A 17,212-nucleotide genomic window follows, 5' to 3' on the forward strand; every position below is an offset into this window, starting at 1 on the left:
AAAAAGGTTTTTACAATAAATCCAACGGAATTGAAATGGAGTTGCATTCGATGAAACCTACTCGGTCGTTGACTTTAAGATCGAAAATCAATCTCCTGGTGCTGTTAAATATTTTGTTTGTTTTGATCTTGGTACTATCTGCATTGTCTTACATAACGATCGACAGGAAGTATAAGGAAACAGGCGAGCGTGCTATTTTTTTAGCCAGAACGATCGCCGGACTGCCCCAAGTGGTTCAAGCGCTGCAGGAGTCGAATCCCTCTTCTGTCATACAACCGCTGGCTGAAGACCTGAGGATCAAGACGAAAGCAGAATTTATTGTTGTCACTAATATGGATTTAATCCGCTTCAGCCACCCGAATCCAATGAAAATTGGATTGCCGCTCGATGGGGAAGATGTCGATCTAGATCAACAAGTACTTCACGGACAGGAGGTTCAATCCACATCTGGAGGCAGTCTCGGACTTTCAATCCGCGGGAAAACGCCAATATTTGACACCAATCATCATCAGATTGGAGTGGTATCTGTTGGTTTTCTTGTTCAAGATATTTGGAAAGACATATACAGCATCCTTTTAAAAATCGTGATCTCGGGTATCATTGCCCTGCTCTTCGGTCTTTTTGGAGCGTATTTGTTATCCGGACACATCAAAAAACAAATTTTCAATATGGAACCTAATGAAATTGCCTTCATCACGCAAGAACAGGCAGCGATCCTGAATTCCATACGGGAAGGTATTATCGCCATCAATAGCGACGGAAAAATAACAACCTGTAATCGCGAGGCAAAAAAAATATTGGAAATGGAAAACACGGATGTCAACGGCCGAGATATAAATTCGATTCTCCCGACATCGCGATTGTTGGAAGTTCTTGAAGAAGGGAACCTCCATCAGGATGAGCCTATGATTATAGGAAATACGCTAGTAATTACTAATCGCGTACCTGTTCGTGCCAAAGGAAAAGTCATAGGAGCCGTAGCTACTTTCCGGGATAAACTCCAGCTCGACCAAATCGATCAGCGTCTTGCCGATATCGGCCAATACGCCGATTCTTTGCGAAGTCAGCGCCATGAGTTTATGAATAAACTTCATCTGATTTCAGGGCTGATTACTATGAAAGAATATGAGATGGTGAACGAATTGATCGAAGAAATTAATGAGGAACAACAGTATTTATTGAGCTTTTTCTTGTCCAAAATTCATGACTCAGCTGTGATCGGCGTGCTGATCGGCAAGCTGCACAGGGCTAAAGAACTTGGTATTCAGCTAATTGTTGACTCCGAATCGGTACTGCCTGACCCCTGTCCTCATCGGGATATCGTGATTACGCTGCTGGGGAATGCCATCGAAAACTCCCTGGAAGCCATGGTGGGCGCCCCTTCTAAAGGAGGCCCGGCTACAATCATCGTCCGTTTCGAGGATGTAAGGGACCTACTAACCATTTCTGTGCAAGATACCGGTCCGGGGATTGATCCTTTACTTGGAGAAGATGTGTTCAAGGACGGGGTGTCAACCAAAGGAAGCGGACGTGGATTTGGTCTTGCCCTGCTGGCTCGATTAATTACAAATGTTGGTGGTAAACTCTCGATAAACAGTTCATCTTTGGGCTCGACTTTAGTAGCAAGTTTACCTAAAAAAGGAGGAACGGTACATGAGTAATTCCCCTATTCGTGTAGTAGTTGTTGATGATGATTTTATGATTGCAAGAATGCATGGTAAGTTCATTAGCTCTCAAGAAGGTTATGAATTGGTAGGTACCGCTCACAATTACGAACAAGCTCTGTCCACGACAATCACAATGAAGCCGGATTTGATAATGCTTGATGTGTATTTGCCCGATCAATCAGGCATTGAACTTGTTCGAACAATCCGCAGTCAGAACCTCCCATGCGATATTATCCTGATAACCGCGGCAAAAGAACGTGAAATTGTCGAAGAAGGATTTCGGTTAGGCATTTTTGATTATTTATTTAAACCATTTGATTTGGAGCATCTGCGAAACACGCTTATTAAATACATCCAATTTAAATCCCGGTTATCTTCTTCCGACCCTTTGAATCAGGAATCTCTTGACAATCTAAAAAAGCTTCGCGCACCAGACTCCAGCACTAGTACGATCACACCCAATCCTTTCCAGAAAGGAATTGACATTAGGACGCTTGAGCGTATCAAACAGTATCTAGAAGAAATCAAGGATTATCAAAATGTAGATCAAATCGCCCAGAGGGCCGGCGTAAGCCGATCCACCGTTCGGAATTATATGACTTATCTCTTAGAAGAACATATTGTTGAAGAATATTTACAATACGGTACAATCGGCCGACCTCAGCGGCTCTATAGGATGAAAGTTTGAACACGGAGAGCTTTTACTCGTCAAATACACGCCTTCATGCCCGACCCTGCCTCGGTTCTTAAAGTGCATCTGATCAAATAAGTACTGCCTAATTGCTTTATGGCTGTGTCTAGAAAGTCCTGTTCTTACGACAAATGTCGATGCCTTTATGTACCGTAGTCAAACGGGGATTGGGTTCGACTTCGTACAAACTAAAGCAAACATAAAAAAGCCTCCGGAGGGTTCTGGAGGCATTTAGCATTTATTCCGTAAGCTTAACCGGTCGGCCATCCGAACCTTAAGTGAGGCCGATCTCACCTCAAACCGCAATCCAAAATGTTGCAGGAACGGAATAATTAATAATATGTTACAGCGAGCCTAAGTGAATTTTGTCCGATAATTAGTTATCAGCGCACTCTTTGACATGTTCACCTGACTTCACTATTTCATTCCAATTATCCGAATACTTACAACGCTCTTCGATTTCTTTCCAACTCATAAATATCTCGGCGTTCTCCTCTTCATGTAAGTTCGTTCCTGTTTGGATTTCAATAATCTGCAAGTCCGAAATGGCTTTAATTCCATGCATCGTGCCCACTGGTATAGTTAGAACTCTTCCGCATTCAATTTTGTAGATATGACCATCAAAGGCAAATAATCCCTCACCTATGACTATAGTCCATATTTTACTCCGTTGTTTTTGAGTTTTGTAGCTCGTATGTTTTCCTGCGTAAATTGTGAGCCGCTTGGTCAATACTTGCTTTTCGCCACAGCTACTGAAATCTAGTATACGATAAGTCCCCCACCGCCGTTCTTCAAACATGGGTCGATTGTTCATCCCACTTATCAGACTCTTAATTTTTTCACTGTTACACTTTTCAGTAACCAGCACGCCATCCGGACTGGCAGCGACAACAATATCCGATAATCCTTGAATAACTATAGGCACATTTAACTCATTAATAAGGTACGAGTTTCTTGAATCCTCACTGATAATTCCATCGCCGATCTGATTAGTTGCCATTTCCTCTGTAAACGTGTTCCATGTACCGAGATCTTTCCAATCATGATTGTATATTTTCACTGCAATTTCTCTTGTTTTTTCAACTACTTCATAATCAAAACTAATTTGGGGAAGCTCTTGATATGAATTCTGCAGCTCTTCGTAATTTACAGGCAGTTTTTTATCAGTGAGGATGTTAAGGAGAAACTTAGCCTTAAAAGCGAAGACTCCACAGTTCCAGAGCGCATGACTGGCGATTAATTGTTCAGCTAATTTTTCATCTGGTTTTTCAATAAAATGATCAACAAGTTGAAAATGAAACCCTGAAGGATTGGGAGTTAAAGATGGAAGAATGTAGCCGTACTTCTCAGATGGATGAGTTGGATTAACACCTAATAGTGCCAAATCAATAGGAGAACTAGTAATAATTTCTTCGAGCTTTTCTATAGCGTAAAAAAAAGATTCCTCAACATATGGATCGACAGGCAGTACACAAACGACTTCCTCGATATCAATTTTTTCTACCGAATGCAAATAGGTTGTTGCTAAAGCAATAGCCGGAAACGTGTCCCTTCTTGATGGTTCAACGATGATAGGAACATCATCACCTAATTGGTTCATAATCAAATCGACCTGTTCTTCGCAGGTGGCAATAAAGGCATGTTTGGTTAAACCTACAGATTGAAGCTGCCGCCATACTCTTTGGACCATGGATTCCATTCTGCCATCAGGGTCTTTCAAAAGCTTCAAAAACTGTTTGGATCGACTGCCATTGGATAAAGGCCATAACCTCTTACCTGAGCCTCCTGACAAAAGTATTAATTTCAATGACATAGTTCCCCCCTTTGCAAGTGATTACTTTAATCTATGAAGAATTAATAGAATTGGAAACAATAAATACACCTATCAAATGACACAAATCTACCAAATCTTTTTCCATAAAGAAATCCTGCTTCAGTAGCGCTGGGGTGGATTCCTAATTATTTAGTTGTGTTCAGTACACACGGAGGCTCATTTGTATGAACAAGAGCATTACTCAAATATGCTTTTTAGCTCCTTACTTTTTCCCTAATGTATTGATTTTTTAGTTGGATGCTAAAGAAAAACAACAAATAGAGCGTTTAAAGCCATCTCACAGACTAAAAAGGATTTTTTTGTATTCTTGAAAAACGCCGTCAGTACTTTTTCAGTGGCTCAGGCACCCTTTCATCCAGCAGGATTGGATAAGAGCCCATTCGCTTACACGCCCGACAAGTATTTTCTAATAACCAGCGGGAATATTAATTTAGATTTGATTACGCATCAGTTTGATAATAGGGGGAAATGAGTTGTTGAAAAAACAGTTGGCCATGTTCAGCGGTAAAACATTGGGTAAATTAAGCCGGATGCTCGGCCATCAGGGTACAACTTTGCCTGGCGTGGTAGCTCTTAAAATGGATCCGCGCATTTTGCAAAAATTTGCTAAACAAATCACCCAATTCATATTCATCACGGGTACAAACGGTAAAACGACAACGTCCAATTTACTCACTCACTTATTGAGATCAGCTGGATTGAAAATTATAAATAACGCTGAAGGGGCCAATATGATTACCGGAATAACGGCATGTTTCATTAATCAGGCGCCGCTTTTTGGAAAACTGAAATATGACTATGCCGTTCTTGAAGTGGATGAGGCTACCATGCCTGTCATCCTGAAGCAAGTGAGTCCAAAAATGATTATCGTCACCAATTTCTTCCGTGACCAATTAGACCGGTATGGCGAGATTGATATGCTTATTAAAGACCTTGAGAAATCCATTCATCCGATGGATACGAAATTAATTTTAAACGCCGATGATCCCTTCGTTTTCCGCCTGAATGCCTTAGATAAAAGCAAAACTTTTTATGGCCTCCATAAAGGGGCCTATCCCTTTGGAAATTATGGGACAAGCGAATCCAAATACTGCTCTTTATGCGGAGATGAGATTCAGTACGACCACATCCATTTTAATCAGCTTGGAATATATCATTGTGCCTGCGGATTTAAACGCCCTACCCCGCATTATGAAATCGAAAGCATACATAGCACACCTTTAACGTTCACACTCCAAAATGAAACCTATCATACCAAAATGACAGGCGCTTATAACGCGTATAATGCCTTAGCCGCGATCGCATGTGCGAAAGAATTGGGTGTGGAGCCAGCTTACATCCGGGAATCATTACAAAGTTATCATACAGAAAATGGTCGTATGCAATTGTTTTATCATAAGGGGTACCCATACATCCTAAATTTGAATAAAAATCCCTCAGGAACAAATGCTGCCCTGACGGAAATCCTTTTGACGGATTACCAGAAACAGATTGTGTTCGTGATTAATGATTTTATCGCAGACGGCCTCGATGTGTCGTGGATCTGGGATGTTGATTTCGAATGTTTGCAAAGGGTAGATATGACACGAATTATTTGTTCGGGAAGCAGAGCTGCCGATATCGCCCTGCGGCTAAAATATGCCGGTATCGATGAGAGCAGGATTATCATTGAACCTGCTATCCAAGCCGCTATACAAACTGCATGCAAGTTCCCAATGCCTACCTATCTGCTTCCCACCTACACAGCTCTTGAACAGGTGAAAAATGAATTAAACAGGAGTGTAAACCAAGCCTATGAAGCTAGTTCTTTATAATTTGTTCCCCGATCGATTAAACCTGTATGGTGACAGGGGCAACGTGATCGTTCTCCAAAAACGCTGTGAATGGAGAGGCATTCAGCTCGAAGTTGTCGATATTAAATCGCCGGACTGCCTTGACTTCTCCCGCGTGGATCTCATTTTCATTGGCGGGGGAAGTGACCGTGAGCAAGGTTTAGTGACGAAAGAGCTGCTCAAAATTAAACATGAATTTAAAGCCTGCATCGACGACGGTGTAGGCTGCCTCGCCATATGCGGAGGCTATCAGCTGCTTGGCAATTATTACGTGACCTCAGACGGTACGCCCATCATGGGACTGGATGTTTGTGATTTTTACTCGGAAGCGCAAAAAAATCGTATGGTAGGTAACGTTGTCATCTATACACCGGACTCCGGACAACTTGTAGGTTTCGAAAACCATTCCGGCCGTACGTTCCATCGCTATGAACCATTAGGAAAAGTGATCAAAGGATATGGCAATAACGGGGAGGATGGATGGGAAGGCCTCTGCTATAAAAATTTGATCGGGTCTTACCTTCACGGCCCTCTTTTACCTAAAAACCCTTTACTGGCCGATCGCATCATTGGCGCAGCGCTTGATAGGAAATATGGCAAGAAAGACTTGCTTCCGCTGGATGACCGGCTTGAATTTGAAGCTCATTCAATTGCCGAAGAAATTTGTTTACGAACCTCTGTTTGAATACTCGTGCAAAATAAAAAATCCACTTTTTTTCAAGTGGCTGCAGAAGCTAATCTTCGTTTGTCTAAATGTAGGGAAATTTTGTGCATTTTTCTATGACACAAATTTCCCTACATAAAAAAATAAAAGCTTGATTTCTCAAGCTTTTTCCCTCTGGTCAACCTTGGGTGTGAATTTCTATTCATTAGGATTCTTAAATGGGAATACCTCATACATTCCCGCTAGCATCCTGCCAGGTAGCTTAGAATCAATTTTATTTTGTTCTTTTGATATTATTTGTTCTAGCAGGACCCATCTCGGGAGATCTTCACCTTCATTTTCTAAATCATAATCCGCACCTGCGGGGTCGTCTATTCTCTACAATACGCTGTTCAATGTCATTCTCGAAGTCCAATATGCCAACATTCCGATAGATTCTGACTTTACACCAGCACTAATCATTTCTTCAAGTACGTCTGATATTTTTGTTATAATGGCGAGATTCGCTGATCGCTCGTGTAAAACTGCTGCCAAACAAAAAAACATCGCCTAATTTGCGATGTTTTTTTGTATCAACCAAAGGAAAACGCGTTCACAACTCTTTTTCCAATTATTCACTGTATATTTTTAGGTTGAGAGACTCCTTTGTGCAATTAAGAGGAAATTCGGATTTGAGCGGAGTCGCTAATCTCCGTCATCGTCTCCTTAGCACCGAATTGAACTTTAAGCTTGAATGGAGCATCACTTGAAACCGCAATCAGATAAGAGCCATCCTCCTGCTCAGTGGCAACAAGATCCACCGTTTTCCCCGCAAACCAGTATCGTCTGCAGCCAACAGATCCCTTGCCAGGCTCGAGCCTCCATGTCAATTCGTTGTGAATAGCATTGCCTTTAAGGCCGATGGCATGCTCCAGCAAGTAGAGCGTCGAAGCAATGCCGGACCAGCCGACAAAATCCTTCTTATCCGCATTACCAGAATCAATGGAATCCGGAGGATAGTTTTCCCAAATCGTTCCCGTATCTTGAAACACCTTCACGACATTATCTAGGTGATTGAGTGCAATTTCCTTGGCTAATTCGTTGTACCCGTACTTCTCCAAACCGCGAATGACCATGGTATTTGTCGGCGCCCAAACTGAACCTCTCCAATATCCGCCCCGAGGATCATAGCCCGGTTCATCGGCTGCGCATACCGGTACACGGTGTGCACGGTTGAAGGTGTTGGGATCGTTCAGCCATTCGGTCAACTTGACAGCCTGCTCTTCGTCGGCAATTCCGGCGATCAGCGCCCAATAAGCGGCGATCGTTTTCACGGGAGCTCGCTGCCCGTCATTCTTAAGGTCATAATAAAATCCAGTTTGGGGATCCCACATCAGAATGTTGATGGCATCGGCGAATAATTTTGTATCTTGATCAAGGCGTTCGATCGTGGCGGTAAGTTGTTTCGCTTCTTCGGTTGCCCCTACTTCCATGTACTTGGCGACCAGGTATCCGCCGATTTCGATTAGATTCCGAGCGAACAGCACCATCTCACAGCTAATATCAAGTCCGCTTCCTAAATATTTGTTGCGAGGCGAGTTATCCATGCTGGCCCAATCGGTGACAAACAATCCATACTGATTATACAAATGATAACGCAGCGCATCGTAATATCGTACCAGAGGCTCCCATATAAGTTCAAGCCGATTCAGGTCCCCCGTATGCTTGAAGCTCTCCAGCTCCGCCCAAGCTGCAATCGGGTGATTTAAAGTATCCAGCCTATAATAAGGAGGGTTCTCCACCGTTCGGCCCAGATCCGGCTTATACATCACTTCAAATTCAAGATCGTTGATTTCCGCGAGCCCTCTATGCTTGTAGTGATTATGAAAAAAGGAGTGCAGCGGCTTTCGCTCGACGTTCACCCACTTTGGAAAATCTTCACCGGTTTCTCTGAAATATTGCCGAGAAATTTCTCCGTCGTCCATCTGCTTACAGTAGAAGTTATCGAGCGAACGGATGCCCGGGATATACGGGTGTGCAAGGTTACAAAACATCGTAATAAACGCTGTATCCCACAAAAAGATATTGTTGCTGAACGCCGCGTCGGTGAAATTGCTGACAAAGCCGCTTTGCGGCGTTGGTACATGTGTGTTGCGGTAAGCGATCTCCCACGTCCGCCAGTAGCAATCGATATAATCTTGACGGCTTTCAAAAATAGGTTCAGGGAGTAGGCTGCGAGCTTCCTCAAATGTCAAAAGTGACGTATCCGCATATGTCTTCTTATTGAAAAATAGTCCTCTTCTTTGCTGCTCTTGTTGAACTTGGTTATTAGTCATAAGGTGATCTCCCCCCACCAATGAAAAAAGTTTATTGTATACAATCTAACCGGTGGATCGCTTCTGCAATCTCTTCCCCAATCAGCTCATAAGCGTAACGACTAGGATGGATATGGTCATTTTGGTCTATGAACCAAGAGATCGGAACCCCCGATTTCACTTTCTCTTTGACGCGCTCGTAGATGTTTATACAAGGCAGATGTTCCATTTCTGCAAATTGAACCGCGGCCTCCAGGTACATCTCGCTGTAAGCAGCCCATTCCTGCCTCATGTCTTTCGCTACTTCACGATACGTTGGGACATGATCTAGGAAGTTTTCTCGATCTGGCGGGATCGTAATGAGAAAAAGCAGCTTGGCGGGCGTTGTAGCTCTCAGCACATCAAACATTCGGCGCAGCACGTCATTGTAGTTATCGATGCGATGCTTGCCATCCAAGCGATGGTTATAGGCGAACGATTCGACTACGACCAGGTCCGGGCTAACAGCCGATAAGCATTTTTGCGACCCTGCTCCGAACGGATTCGGGAAATCGTGGGTGATCCGATAAATGCCATACTCCGCCCGGGTACCGCTTACCCCATAGTTAAACAATTCAAAAGGCTGTTCTGGAAAGTGCTTTGCTAACGCATCTCTCAGCTCAGGCATCTCGGTTCCCCAAAAAGCCGTCATCGAATCGCCGAGACAAGCGATTTTATATTTGCGTTTCATGTCTGAGCCTCCTTTACCCTTTTACGGCCCCAGCCATCAAGCCATTGACAAATTGCTTTTGAAGCAAAAGGAATACGGTTAGCGCCGGCACCAAGGACACGACGTTGGCAGCTAAAATTTTGGACCACGAAACGTTATCCGAATTTTGGAGCATCATGGCGAGCTTGAGCGGCAGCGTGTAGTTCGATTCGCTCTGCAGCAGGACGAGCGGCATGGTGAACGAATTCCAGTTTTGAACGAAATCGATAATGACTAGTGTCGTAATAGCAGGACGGATCAATGGAATGATAATGCGGGTAAACGTATGGAAATCGCCTGAACCGTCGATTTTGGCCGCCTCCAGCATTTCGTCCGGAATATCGTCGATGTACTGTTTGGTGAAAAAGATGGCAAAGACCGTAACGGAGAAAGGAATAATGAGACCGAGCAGCGAGTCAAACATACCCAGCTTTGTAATAATGAAATACAGCGGCAGCAGAAGGACAGTCGGTGGCACGATCATCGTCGCGATCAAACCTGAGAACAGCACATTTCTTCCTAAAAACCGCTTTTTGGAAAATGCATACCCGGCCATGCTCGAGAACAGCACCGTAAGGGCAACGGTAGGAACCGCTACTAAAAACGAATTTGTAAACGTTATACCGATTTTGAGCTTGTTCCATATATCAGGGTAGTTCTGCCAAACCAACGTTTCAGGGAAGAAGGTTGGTGGAAATCTTGTAATTTCCGCATCTCCTTTAAAACTGGATACCAGCACCCAATAGATCGGAATCAGGAATACAATGCCAATAGCCCAAAGAACAATTGTGGGCAGTAAGCTCTTATTTTTCATTTTACTGACCCCCTAGCTTAATCTTCGATCAACAAATTTCCGCTGAATAATCGTGATCCCTACGACAAAGATGAACAATAAGTAAGACATCGCTGCAGCAGGACCAAACTCATAATATCTGAAGGCTCGATTATAGATAAGGAATGGAACCGTAATCGTCGAATCCCCAGGACCGCCGCCTGTCATGATAAAGATTTCCTGAAATACATTGAGCGAATGAATCAAGAGCAAAATCAATATTACTAACGATATTCGACCTAGCATGGGCCAGGTGATATACCGGAATTTTTGCAATTTGTTAGCACCTTCTACATCAGCTACTTCATATAGATCCTTCGGGATGTTCTGCAAACCTGACAAATAAATTAGCATGTAGTACCCGATATTTCGCCAGCAAGACATGAGCACGATAACCGGCATCGCCCAGACCGCATTGGCCAGCCAGTTGGGCCCATTCATTCCGAACTTTTGCAGTAATGCATTGATCAGTCCCTTGTCCCCATTGAATAAGAACATGAAGATCAAGCTACCGCTGACAATCGAAATAATGTAGGGGATAAAAAAAATGGATCTAACAAAATTTACGCCTTTCAGCTTTTGGTTCACAAGTACAGCCAAAAAGACGGAGCCAACCAAGGAAAGCGGGATATAAAGTAAACCAAAATAGGTGGTATTAAAAACCGCTTTGAAGAACAACGGATTATGAAGTGCCGCTGAATAATTGTCAAAGCCAACGAAGGAACCGGGGATTTGGAATAGTCCGGCGGTTTTAAGCGTGATCGGCTTTATATCCTTAAAGCTGACAATGATGGACCAAATGATGGGATAAATTAAAAAGAGACCTAAAACGATGAGCGAGGGTAATAAAAATAGATAGGCGTTAAGGTCCCCAAGCTTACTTTTTAAAGCCTTCATGGTAGCTCCCCCTTACGAAATAAGGAGCACCCGGGCCTACAGGTGCTCCCCTCTTGTTTACTTGGAATTTTTAATGATTGCATTGCCTTTCTCTTGTACCATTTTCAAAGCATCCGCTGAAGAAATTTTTCCAGACACGGCCTGATTTAATGCACTCGTGTAAACTTCGTCACTAATTTGAGCCCATTGCGGAATCGGGAACAAGGTCATTGGATACTCTATACCCTTCATAAACACTTTGAATTCAGGATGATCATTATAAAATTTAGTGTCCTCCATATCTTTACGAATCGGCATACGATATGGATAGTATTTCCCGTCGTCTCCCTTTTCACCATTCATTACCATTTCTTGTCCCTGCTTGGAGCACAAGAACTTGATCAGCTTTTCAGAAGCGGCCAGCTTGTCGCCCGTTACTCCGGTAGGAACGGACAGGAGGTATGTGGTCACCTCCGTGGCTTTGCCAGCCGGCCCGGTTGGAACTTCGAATACCCCACCCTCAAATTTGCCGTTCGTTTTCCAAGCGGTTCCCACGCCCCATGGGCCGGATAATTCCATCGCTACGACTTGATTTGCAAAGTCAGTCTGAATAGCTCCCCCATCTTTCGTCAATGAATCTGGAGGAGATGTTTCTTTCAGCAGCTTCGTATAAAAATCCAGCGCCTTAATCCCTTCTGGGGAATTGATAGCCACTTCTGACTGCCCATTGTTTTGCGTGACTAGCTTGGCACCGGCCTGACCTGCAAACAAATCATACATCCATGCCAGGTCGCCGCTTTGCTTACCAGCTAATCCGATCCCGAATTGATCCGGCTTCCCGTCCCCGTTCGTATCTACCGTCAATTTTTTGGCAACCGCGTAAAATTCATCCCACGTTTTAGGCGTATCTTTAATTCCGGCTTTTTCAAATAAGGTTTTGTTGTAAATGACTTCGATCGTGTGACCAAGCCAAGGCATCCCCATCAGCTTGCCATTATCTTCAGCCAAAGTCCAAATTTGCGGCATATAGTTCGTTTTTTCAGCGCCAAAGTCCTTCATCAAATCCACGAACGCTCCTTGGGCCGCTAGCGGCTTGGCGTCGCCGTAAGAAATTTGAAGTACTTCAGGCGATTTTCCGCTTAAGATTTGGGTAAGAAGCTTTTGTCCGGTTTGTACGCCTCCGAGCAAGTTGACCTTTACATTCGGATTTTCTTTCTGGAACTGGTCGATCATTTCTTGGATCGCTTTGCCTCGGCCTGAGTCACTTGCCCATGCAATCTGCATGCTGATTTCCGTTACCTTGCCGTTGCTTTGTGCGGCATCTTTAGCTGGTGTAGTCGATCCTGCAGCAGGTGCATTGTCTGTCGCTGCGCCTCCGCAAGCCGACATGATCCCCATAAGTCCCACCATTGAAGCTAACCCTAACTTTTTAATCATTTTTTTCGACCTCCTCAATTAATGGCTTTAATAGCTGATGAAGCGAGTCAAACGAAAAACTAGTTTTTCCAATTTGGAAATTATGCTGTACAGTACGCATGTACTGATTGGCACCTGCAAGAAGCTCTGCCATCTGCTGAGCGGCAGCTTCAACGATTGGCGAGTCTACACTTGCCAGTCCATCTTCCATCCATCGATGGCTGCTCCCAAGGGAGACAAAATGGAATCCGTAATTTCGTATGTCCTCTTTGTATACGGGGTATTCATAAATCAATAGTGGTTTTCGGGCATAAACCGCTTCAAGCAGTTGATTCCCCCAGCCTTCGACTACACTTGGAAACGTGACGAAATCAGAAATGACGTAGGCGTCCCAAAGCGAATATTTCTTACCCCCATCGGAGTAGGTCCTGGAGTGGCTAATTTTGGAGCTAATATACCTCATATCGATTCCAAGATGTTCGGCTTTGATCCGTAACTTCTCGGTATATTCGTAACTGGATTCAGGCATGCCCGCCAAAACATAGACGACTCGACTTCTCTCGGATAACTGCTTCCCGTTATATAGAGTTGCCTTACGGCGTTTAAGCGCTTCGACCCTCAACTGTAGCTGAGCCACGACATCGATTCCGAGCTCGATCGTTTTGCGTTCTGTAACCCGGGTTGCTTGCAAAATAACAATGTCATCCTCATTCACACCAATATCCTGACGTAAAGTTGCGTTATAGGAATCGCCTGTCCAAGACTCACCGTCAAAATCGAACACATTTGGTATAACGACAGCATTCAGATGACGGCGTTCCTTTAATTCCTTCTGATAAAGACTGTTCGAAACGATATGAACTACATTGGACAAATCCGGCGGAAAAAAACGTTCTAACCAGTCGTTAACAATGCTACAGGTAGGCCGCGAATAATTATCGCGCTGCCAAAAAAAATTGTTATGAAATGCTGCGCAAGGAATGCCGGTTTTCTCCAAAGCCGTTGTGAGAGCGATCCCAGCCGGTAAGCTCCAGCCTAACGACAACAAATTGAAGGCGATGAGCAATTCGATTTGTTCCATTTCGATAAAATCGATCAATTGGTCTTCCATTCGTTTAGCAAAAAACATGACGTCGTCCGCAAATTCCTGCTCGGATTCGTAGTCTATTTGTTTATCGAATGCATTAAAAGTAAACTTCTCATTCATCGGGTGCTTGTAATGAAGCTCAGGGATGACATGAGCGCTTGCTTGTCCTTCACTTCCAGCTAGAAACAGGACTTGATGGCCCATGCGGATCAGAGCCTCTCTCCACTTTTCCATTTCCAAGGAAACGCCATCTGTTTCTCCAACTCTGAAGTGGGCGAGCGCGATGTTCAAAGTTTCACCCCTCTCGCGGTGAGATGCCCTGCGAGGCGCATCGTTTCAAAGAAACGGATGACGGCCTGCTTAAGCAGCACCTCTCCTTGATCCATGGATTCGTCCAGCGCCATAATCTTATCGACGATGGGGACGACTGCATGAACACCCTCCTGGCGGATCGACTGCTCGGTACCCTCGAATCGTCCAGTAAAGACTACAACCGGGACATCATGCTGCTTGGCTAATCTTGAAATACCGATGGGCGCTTTACCATACATGGACTGGCCGTCAAACTTCCCTTCGCCTGTAATGACCAGATCAGCAGCTGCTATCTGTTGTTCCAAGCCGCTCAGCTGGGCAATCAGCTCAAAGCCGCTCATGAGGCTCAGATTCGGGAAGAAGGATTGCAGCGCAAATCCGAGTCCGCCCGCAGCACCAGCGCCGGGACTTGTCCGCATGTCTTGCCCGGACTCTTGAACCACAAGTTCAGCAATACGGCTCATTTGTCGCTCGAAGTTGTCGGTTTCGTCTGGCTTCAAGCCTTTTTGCGGCCCGAAAATGTGAACGGCCCCTTCCGATCCAAGCAAAGGATTCTTCACATCGGAAGCGATGATTAGCTCGATTTGGCTGAGCCGTGGATCCAAAGGACTGGCGTCCATGCTAGCGATGGCCCCTAGCTCAATAACCCCGCCGTTCAGTCCCTTTCCATCTCGATCGAAGCATTGCAAGCCTAATGCCTGTAAGCATCCCAGCCCCGCATCGATGGTTGCGCTACCGCCTAAACCGATGATGATTCTCTTTGCACCGCGATCAAGGGCCAAGCGAATGAGCTGTCCCGTCCCGAATGTCGAAAGCCCATCCGGCTTGCGCTCAGCTTCTTTCAGAAGGGTGAGCCCTGAGGCAGCCGCTGTCTCGATGACCGCCGTCCGCTCTTTTTCGATCCAGCAATAGCTGGCGAGGATGTCCCGATTACCAGGATCTTTCACCTCATGCCAAATCATTTCGCCTCCAGCAATCATCCGGTACGTTTCTGCTGTACCTTCACCTCCGTCTGCCATCGGGATCATGACGGTTTGTGCTGTAGGAAATACGGCGAGTATGCCTGCTTCGATTTGTTCGGCTGCGCTCATCGTAGACATGGACCCTTTAAAGGAATCCGGAGAAATGACAACTTTCACTTTTCATTCTCCCCTTTTAGCCGTTTGATCCACATCACTTGGTAAGGCTCAAGGTGGAGCTGAAGAACGTCCTCGATCTCCAAGGTTTGGCCAGAGATCAAGTCTACCACGCGATCTCCATACGCCCAGCTCGTCTGAAGAGGGACTTGTATCAGATCATTAGTGATGTTCACGACAACCAGTACCTCCTCACCCTGAGATGACGTACGAACCAAGGTGAATAGCCGGTCGTCGCATTTCAGGACACGTTGTGATGCATTGGGATGGAAGCAAGGCTCAGCTGATCTTGCCTCGATAAGCTTACGGAGGGAGTGGAATACTTGCTCCCGCAGCGAACCCTTCGTCCCCAGTTCAAGCTGCACCTGATCGTACTGCAACTGTTCTCTGTTAATGGAACGGTATCGGCCGGTTTTCTTTACACCCTCCAGATCGTTTTGAGATCCGAGCAGGCTATGAACGTAAATGGCCGGCATTCCCATAAACGATAGGAGAATGGCATGTGCGGCGTTAAATCGCTTGACCTTCAGTTGGTCCGCTTCCTCAGGGTGTGATAACGCATTCAAATAGTTGATATTTAATTCATAAGGGCTTTTCGTCCCGTCACCGTTGTCCTTGTAGGAAATGAATCCACCATGCTCCTGCACCTTTAACGCCATTGCATTCACTTCATCCTTCGTCAAAATGCCTTCGACTGGGCGGACACCTATACCGTCGTGTGACGAAAGGAAATTGAAGAAAGCACTCTCTTGTGTCGTCGGTTCAAGCGAATCGGCCCATTCTAGAAGCTTGCGGCTATTTCCCGTTTGCAGTGTATGCAATGTGAGCGGCGGAAGCGGAAATTGATATACCATATGAGCTTCGTTGGAGCCATTCCCAAAATAGCTGATATTATCCTTATGAGGAACATTGGTCTCTGTAATAATCACCGTTTCCGGCGCCGCAGCCTCCATCACTTCTCGGATCACTTGGACAATCGCATGAGTTTCTTCCAAATGCATACACGTCGTTCCAAGCTCTTTCCACATAAACCCAATCGCATCCAAACGAATGTACCGAGCTCCGCGCGCAATATACATGAGAAGGATTTCCAAAATTTCTAAAAGCACCTTCTCATTGGCAAAGTTCAAATCAATTTGATCATCACTGAACGTTGTCCATATGCTCTTCTCACCCCTAGACGTCTGAAACTTGGTCAGCAGAGGTAAAGCACGCGGGCGGGTAACGCTGCTATAGTCAACGTTCGGATCGGCTTCGACAAAGTAATCAGCAAACTTTTCATCACCCGACAAATACCGTTGAAACCAGTCGCTATGCTGTGAAATATGATTGATGACGCCGTCAAACATCAACTCAAAGTCGCGTGACAGCTCGGTGACATCGTCCCAATCCCCCAATTCCGGGTTGACCTCTCGATAATCAATGACTGAAAAGCCATCGTCGGAGGAATAAGGATAGAATGGCAGGATATGAACCGATGACAGCATGTCCTTGCAATTGTTTAATAAGAACTTTCTAAGCGTTTGAAGCGGCTTTTCGCCTTCGCTGAGAATCGAATCACCGTAGGTGATCAGCATGATGTCCTTTTCTGATACCCAGCGTTTACGATCTGCCTTCGATGCTTCCGAATATGTGACCAGCAGTCGATTAATTTCTAGAAATAGAGTCGCGGCCTTCTCTGTTCCGTATATAAAATTAAGCTTCATTAATAATGTATCGCTAGATTTCTGAATTGCCATAGCTGTCAAAACCACCTTTATCATTTGTTGTGCATCAAGCGTAACAGGTTTTGAAAGCGTATAACATGGTACGGATACCAATCC

Annotated in this window: 13 protein-coding genes; 4 read left to right on the forward strand and 9 right to left on the reverse strand. The window is 44.9% G+C overall.

Annotated features, from left to right (window positions below; all coding sequences use genetic code 11):
* The first annotated feature begins 50 nt into the window (after positions 1 to 50).
* Together O9139_RS08690 and O9139_RS08695 are read left to right on the forward strand one after the other, a co-directional pair.
* A complete protein-coding gene (locus O9139_RS08690; protein ID WP_270879069.1) occupies positions 51 to 1,661 on the forward strand; it encodes an ATP-binding protein in 1,611 nt (536 codons plus the stop codon).
* Positions 1,654 to 2,355, forward strand: coding sequence for a response regulator (locus O9139_RS08695; RefSeq protein ID WP_270879070.1), 702 nt, complete (start codon positions 1,654 to 1,656; stop codon positions 2,353 to 2,355). The genes O9139_RS08690 and O9139_RS08695 overlap by 8 nt, the downstream gene beginning before the upstream one ends.
* A gap of 379 nt (positions 2,356 to 2,734) precedes the next feature.
* On the opposite strand, the gene O9139_RS08700 is transcribed toward O9139_RS08695, so the two are convergent.
* Complete coding sequence (locus O9139_RS08700) at positions 2,735 to 4,171, reverse strand: sugar phosphate nucleotidyltransferase (RefSeq protein ID WP_333742519.1); 1,437 nt, start codon at positions 4,169 to 4,171, stop codon at positions 2,735 to 2,737.
* A gap of 497 nt (positions 4,172 to 4,668) precedes the next feature.
* Here O9139_RS08700 and O9139_RS08705 point away from each other — a divergent pair, with 497 nt between their 5' ends.
* Positions 4,669 to 6,006 (forward strand): MurT ligase domain-containing protein, encoded by a 1,338-nt coding sequence (locus tag O9139_RS08705; protein ID WP_270879071.1) that lies wholly within the window; start codon positions 4,669 to 4,671, stop codon positions 6,004 to 6,006.
* Complete coding sequence (locus O9139_RS08710; RefSeq protein ID WP_270879072.1) at positions 5,987 to 6,709, forward strand: type 1 glutamine amidotransferase; 723 nt, start codon at positions 5,987 to 5,989, stop codon at positions 6,707 to 6,709. The genes O9139_RS08705 and O9139_RS08710 overlap by 20 nt, the downstream gene beginning before the upstream one ends.
* Before the next feature lie 632 nt (positions 6,710 to 7,341).
* On the opposite strand, the gene O9139_RS08715 is transcribed toward O9139_RS08710, so the two are convergent.
* Genes O9139_RS08715 through O9139_RS08750 form a run of 8 tightly spaced genes read right to left on the reverse strand, consistent with a single transcriptional unit; the run spans position 7,342 to position 17,128 of the window.
* On the reverse strand, positions 7,342 to 9,003 hold the full coding sequence (locus tag O9139_RS08715) for an MGH1-like glycoside hydrolase domain-containing protein (RefSeq protein WP_270879073.1): 1,662 nt from the start codon (positions 9,001 to 9,003) through the stop codon (positions 7,342 to 7,344).
* 31 nt (positions 9,004 to 9,034) lie between these two features.
* The gene (locus tag O9139_RS08720) at positions 9,035 to 9,712 is read right to left on the reverse strand and encodes an SGNH/GDSL hydrolase family protein (RefSeq protein ID WP_270879074.1); all 678 of its coding nucleotides are present in this window, start codon (positions 9,710 to 9,712) and stop codon (positions 9,035 to 9,037) included.
* A 13-nt stretch (positions 9,713 to 9,725) separates the two neighbouring features.
* Entirely contained in the window at positions 9,726 to 10,544 is an 819-nt protein-coding gene (locus O9139_RS08725; RefSeq protein ID WP_270879075.1) for a carbohydrate ABC transporter permease, read from the reverse strand.
* Positions 10,545 to 10,556: 12 nt separating this feature from the next.
* Positions 10,557 to 11,459: a carbohydrate ABC transporter permease gene (locus O9139_RS08730; RefSeq protein WP_270879076.1), complete on the reverse strand. Its 903-nt coding sequence runs from the start codon at positions 11,457 to 11,459 to the stop codon at positions 10,557 to 10,559.
* A 57-nt stretch (positions 11,460 to 11,516) separates the two neighbouring features.
* A complete protein-coding gene (locus tag O9139_RS08735) occupies positions 11,517 to 12,875 on the reverse strand; it encodes an extracellular solute-binding protein (protein WP_270879077.1) in 1,359 nt (452 codons plus the stop codon).
* Positions 12,868 to 14,232, reverse strand: coding sequence for a glycosyltransferase family 4 protein (locus tag O9139_RS08740; protein WP_270879078.1), 1,365 nt, complete (start codon positions 14,230 to 14,232; stop codon positions 12,868 to 12,870). Before O9139_RS08740 ends, O9139_RS08735 begins: the two co-directional genes overlap by 8 nt.
* Positions 14,229 to 15,392 carry a glycerate kinase gene (locus tag O9139_RS08745; protein WP_270879079.1) on the reverse strand — a complete coding sequence of 388 codons (1,164 nt, stop codon included), beginning with the start codon at positions 15,390 to 15,392 and terminating at the stop codon, positions 14,229 to 14,231. The genes O9139_RS08740 and O9139_RS08745 overlap by 4 nt, the downstream gene beginning before the upstream one ends.
* Positions 15,389 to 17,128, reverse strand: coding sequence for an alpha-amylase family glycosyl hydrolase (locus tag O9139_RS08750; protein WP_270879080.1), 1,740 nt, complete (start codon positions 17,126 to 17,128; stop codon positions 15,389 to 15,391). Before O9139_RS08750 ends, O9139_RS08745 begins: the two co-directional genes overlap by 4 nt.
* Positions 17,129 to 17,212 lie beyond the last annotated feature (84 nt).

Source organism: Paenibacillus aestuarii, from assembly GCF_027789125.1.
GTDB classification, from domain to species: domain Bacteria; phylum Bacillota; class Bacilli; order Paenibacillales; family NBRC-103111; genus Paenibacillus_E; species Paenibacillus_E aestuarii.

Coding starts and splice junctions, on each gene's coding strand:
- O9139_RS08750 (WP_270879080.1), bottom strand. CDS start 17,128: ATGGCAATTCAGAAATCTAGCGATACATTATTAATGAAGCTTAATTTT.
- O9139_RS08725 (WP_270879075.1), bottom strand. CDS start 10,544: ATGAAAAATAAGAGCTTACTGCCCACAATTGTTCTTTGGGCTATTGGC.
- O9139_RS08695 (WP_270879070.1), top strand. CDS start 1,654: ATGAGTAATTCCCCTATTCGTGTAGTAGTTGTTGATGATGATTTTATG.
- O9139_RS08715 (WP_270879073.1), bottom strand. CDS start 9,003: ATGACTAATAACCAAGTTCAACAAGAGCAGCAAAGAAGAGGACTATTT.
- O9139_RS08720 (WP_270879074.1), bottom strand. CDS start 9,712: ATGAAACGCAAATATAAAATCGCTTGTCTCGGCGATTCGATGACGGCT.
- O9139_RS08710 (WP_270879072.1), top strand. CDS start 5,987: ATGAAGCTAGTTCTTTATAATTTGTTCCCCGATCGATTAAACCTGTAT.
- O9139_RS08735 (WP_270879077.1), bottom strand. CDS start 12,875: ATGATTAAAAAGTTAGGGTTAGCTTCAATGGTGGGACTTATGGGGATC.
- O9139_RS08700 (WP_333742519.1), bottom strand. CDS start 4,171: ATGTCATTGAAATTAATACTTTTGTCAGGAGGCTCAGGTAAGAGGTTA.
- O9139_RS08730 (WP_270879076.1), bottom strand. CDS start 11,459: ATGAAGGCTTTAAAAAGTAAGCTTGGGGACCTTAACGCCTATCTATTT.
- O9139_RS08690 (WP_270879069.1), top strand. CDS start 51: ATGAAACCTACTCGGTCGTTGACTTTAAGATCGAAAATCAATCTCCTG.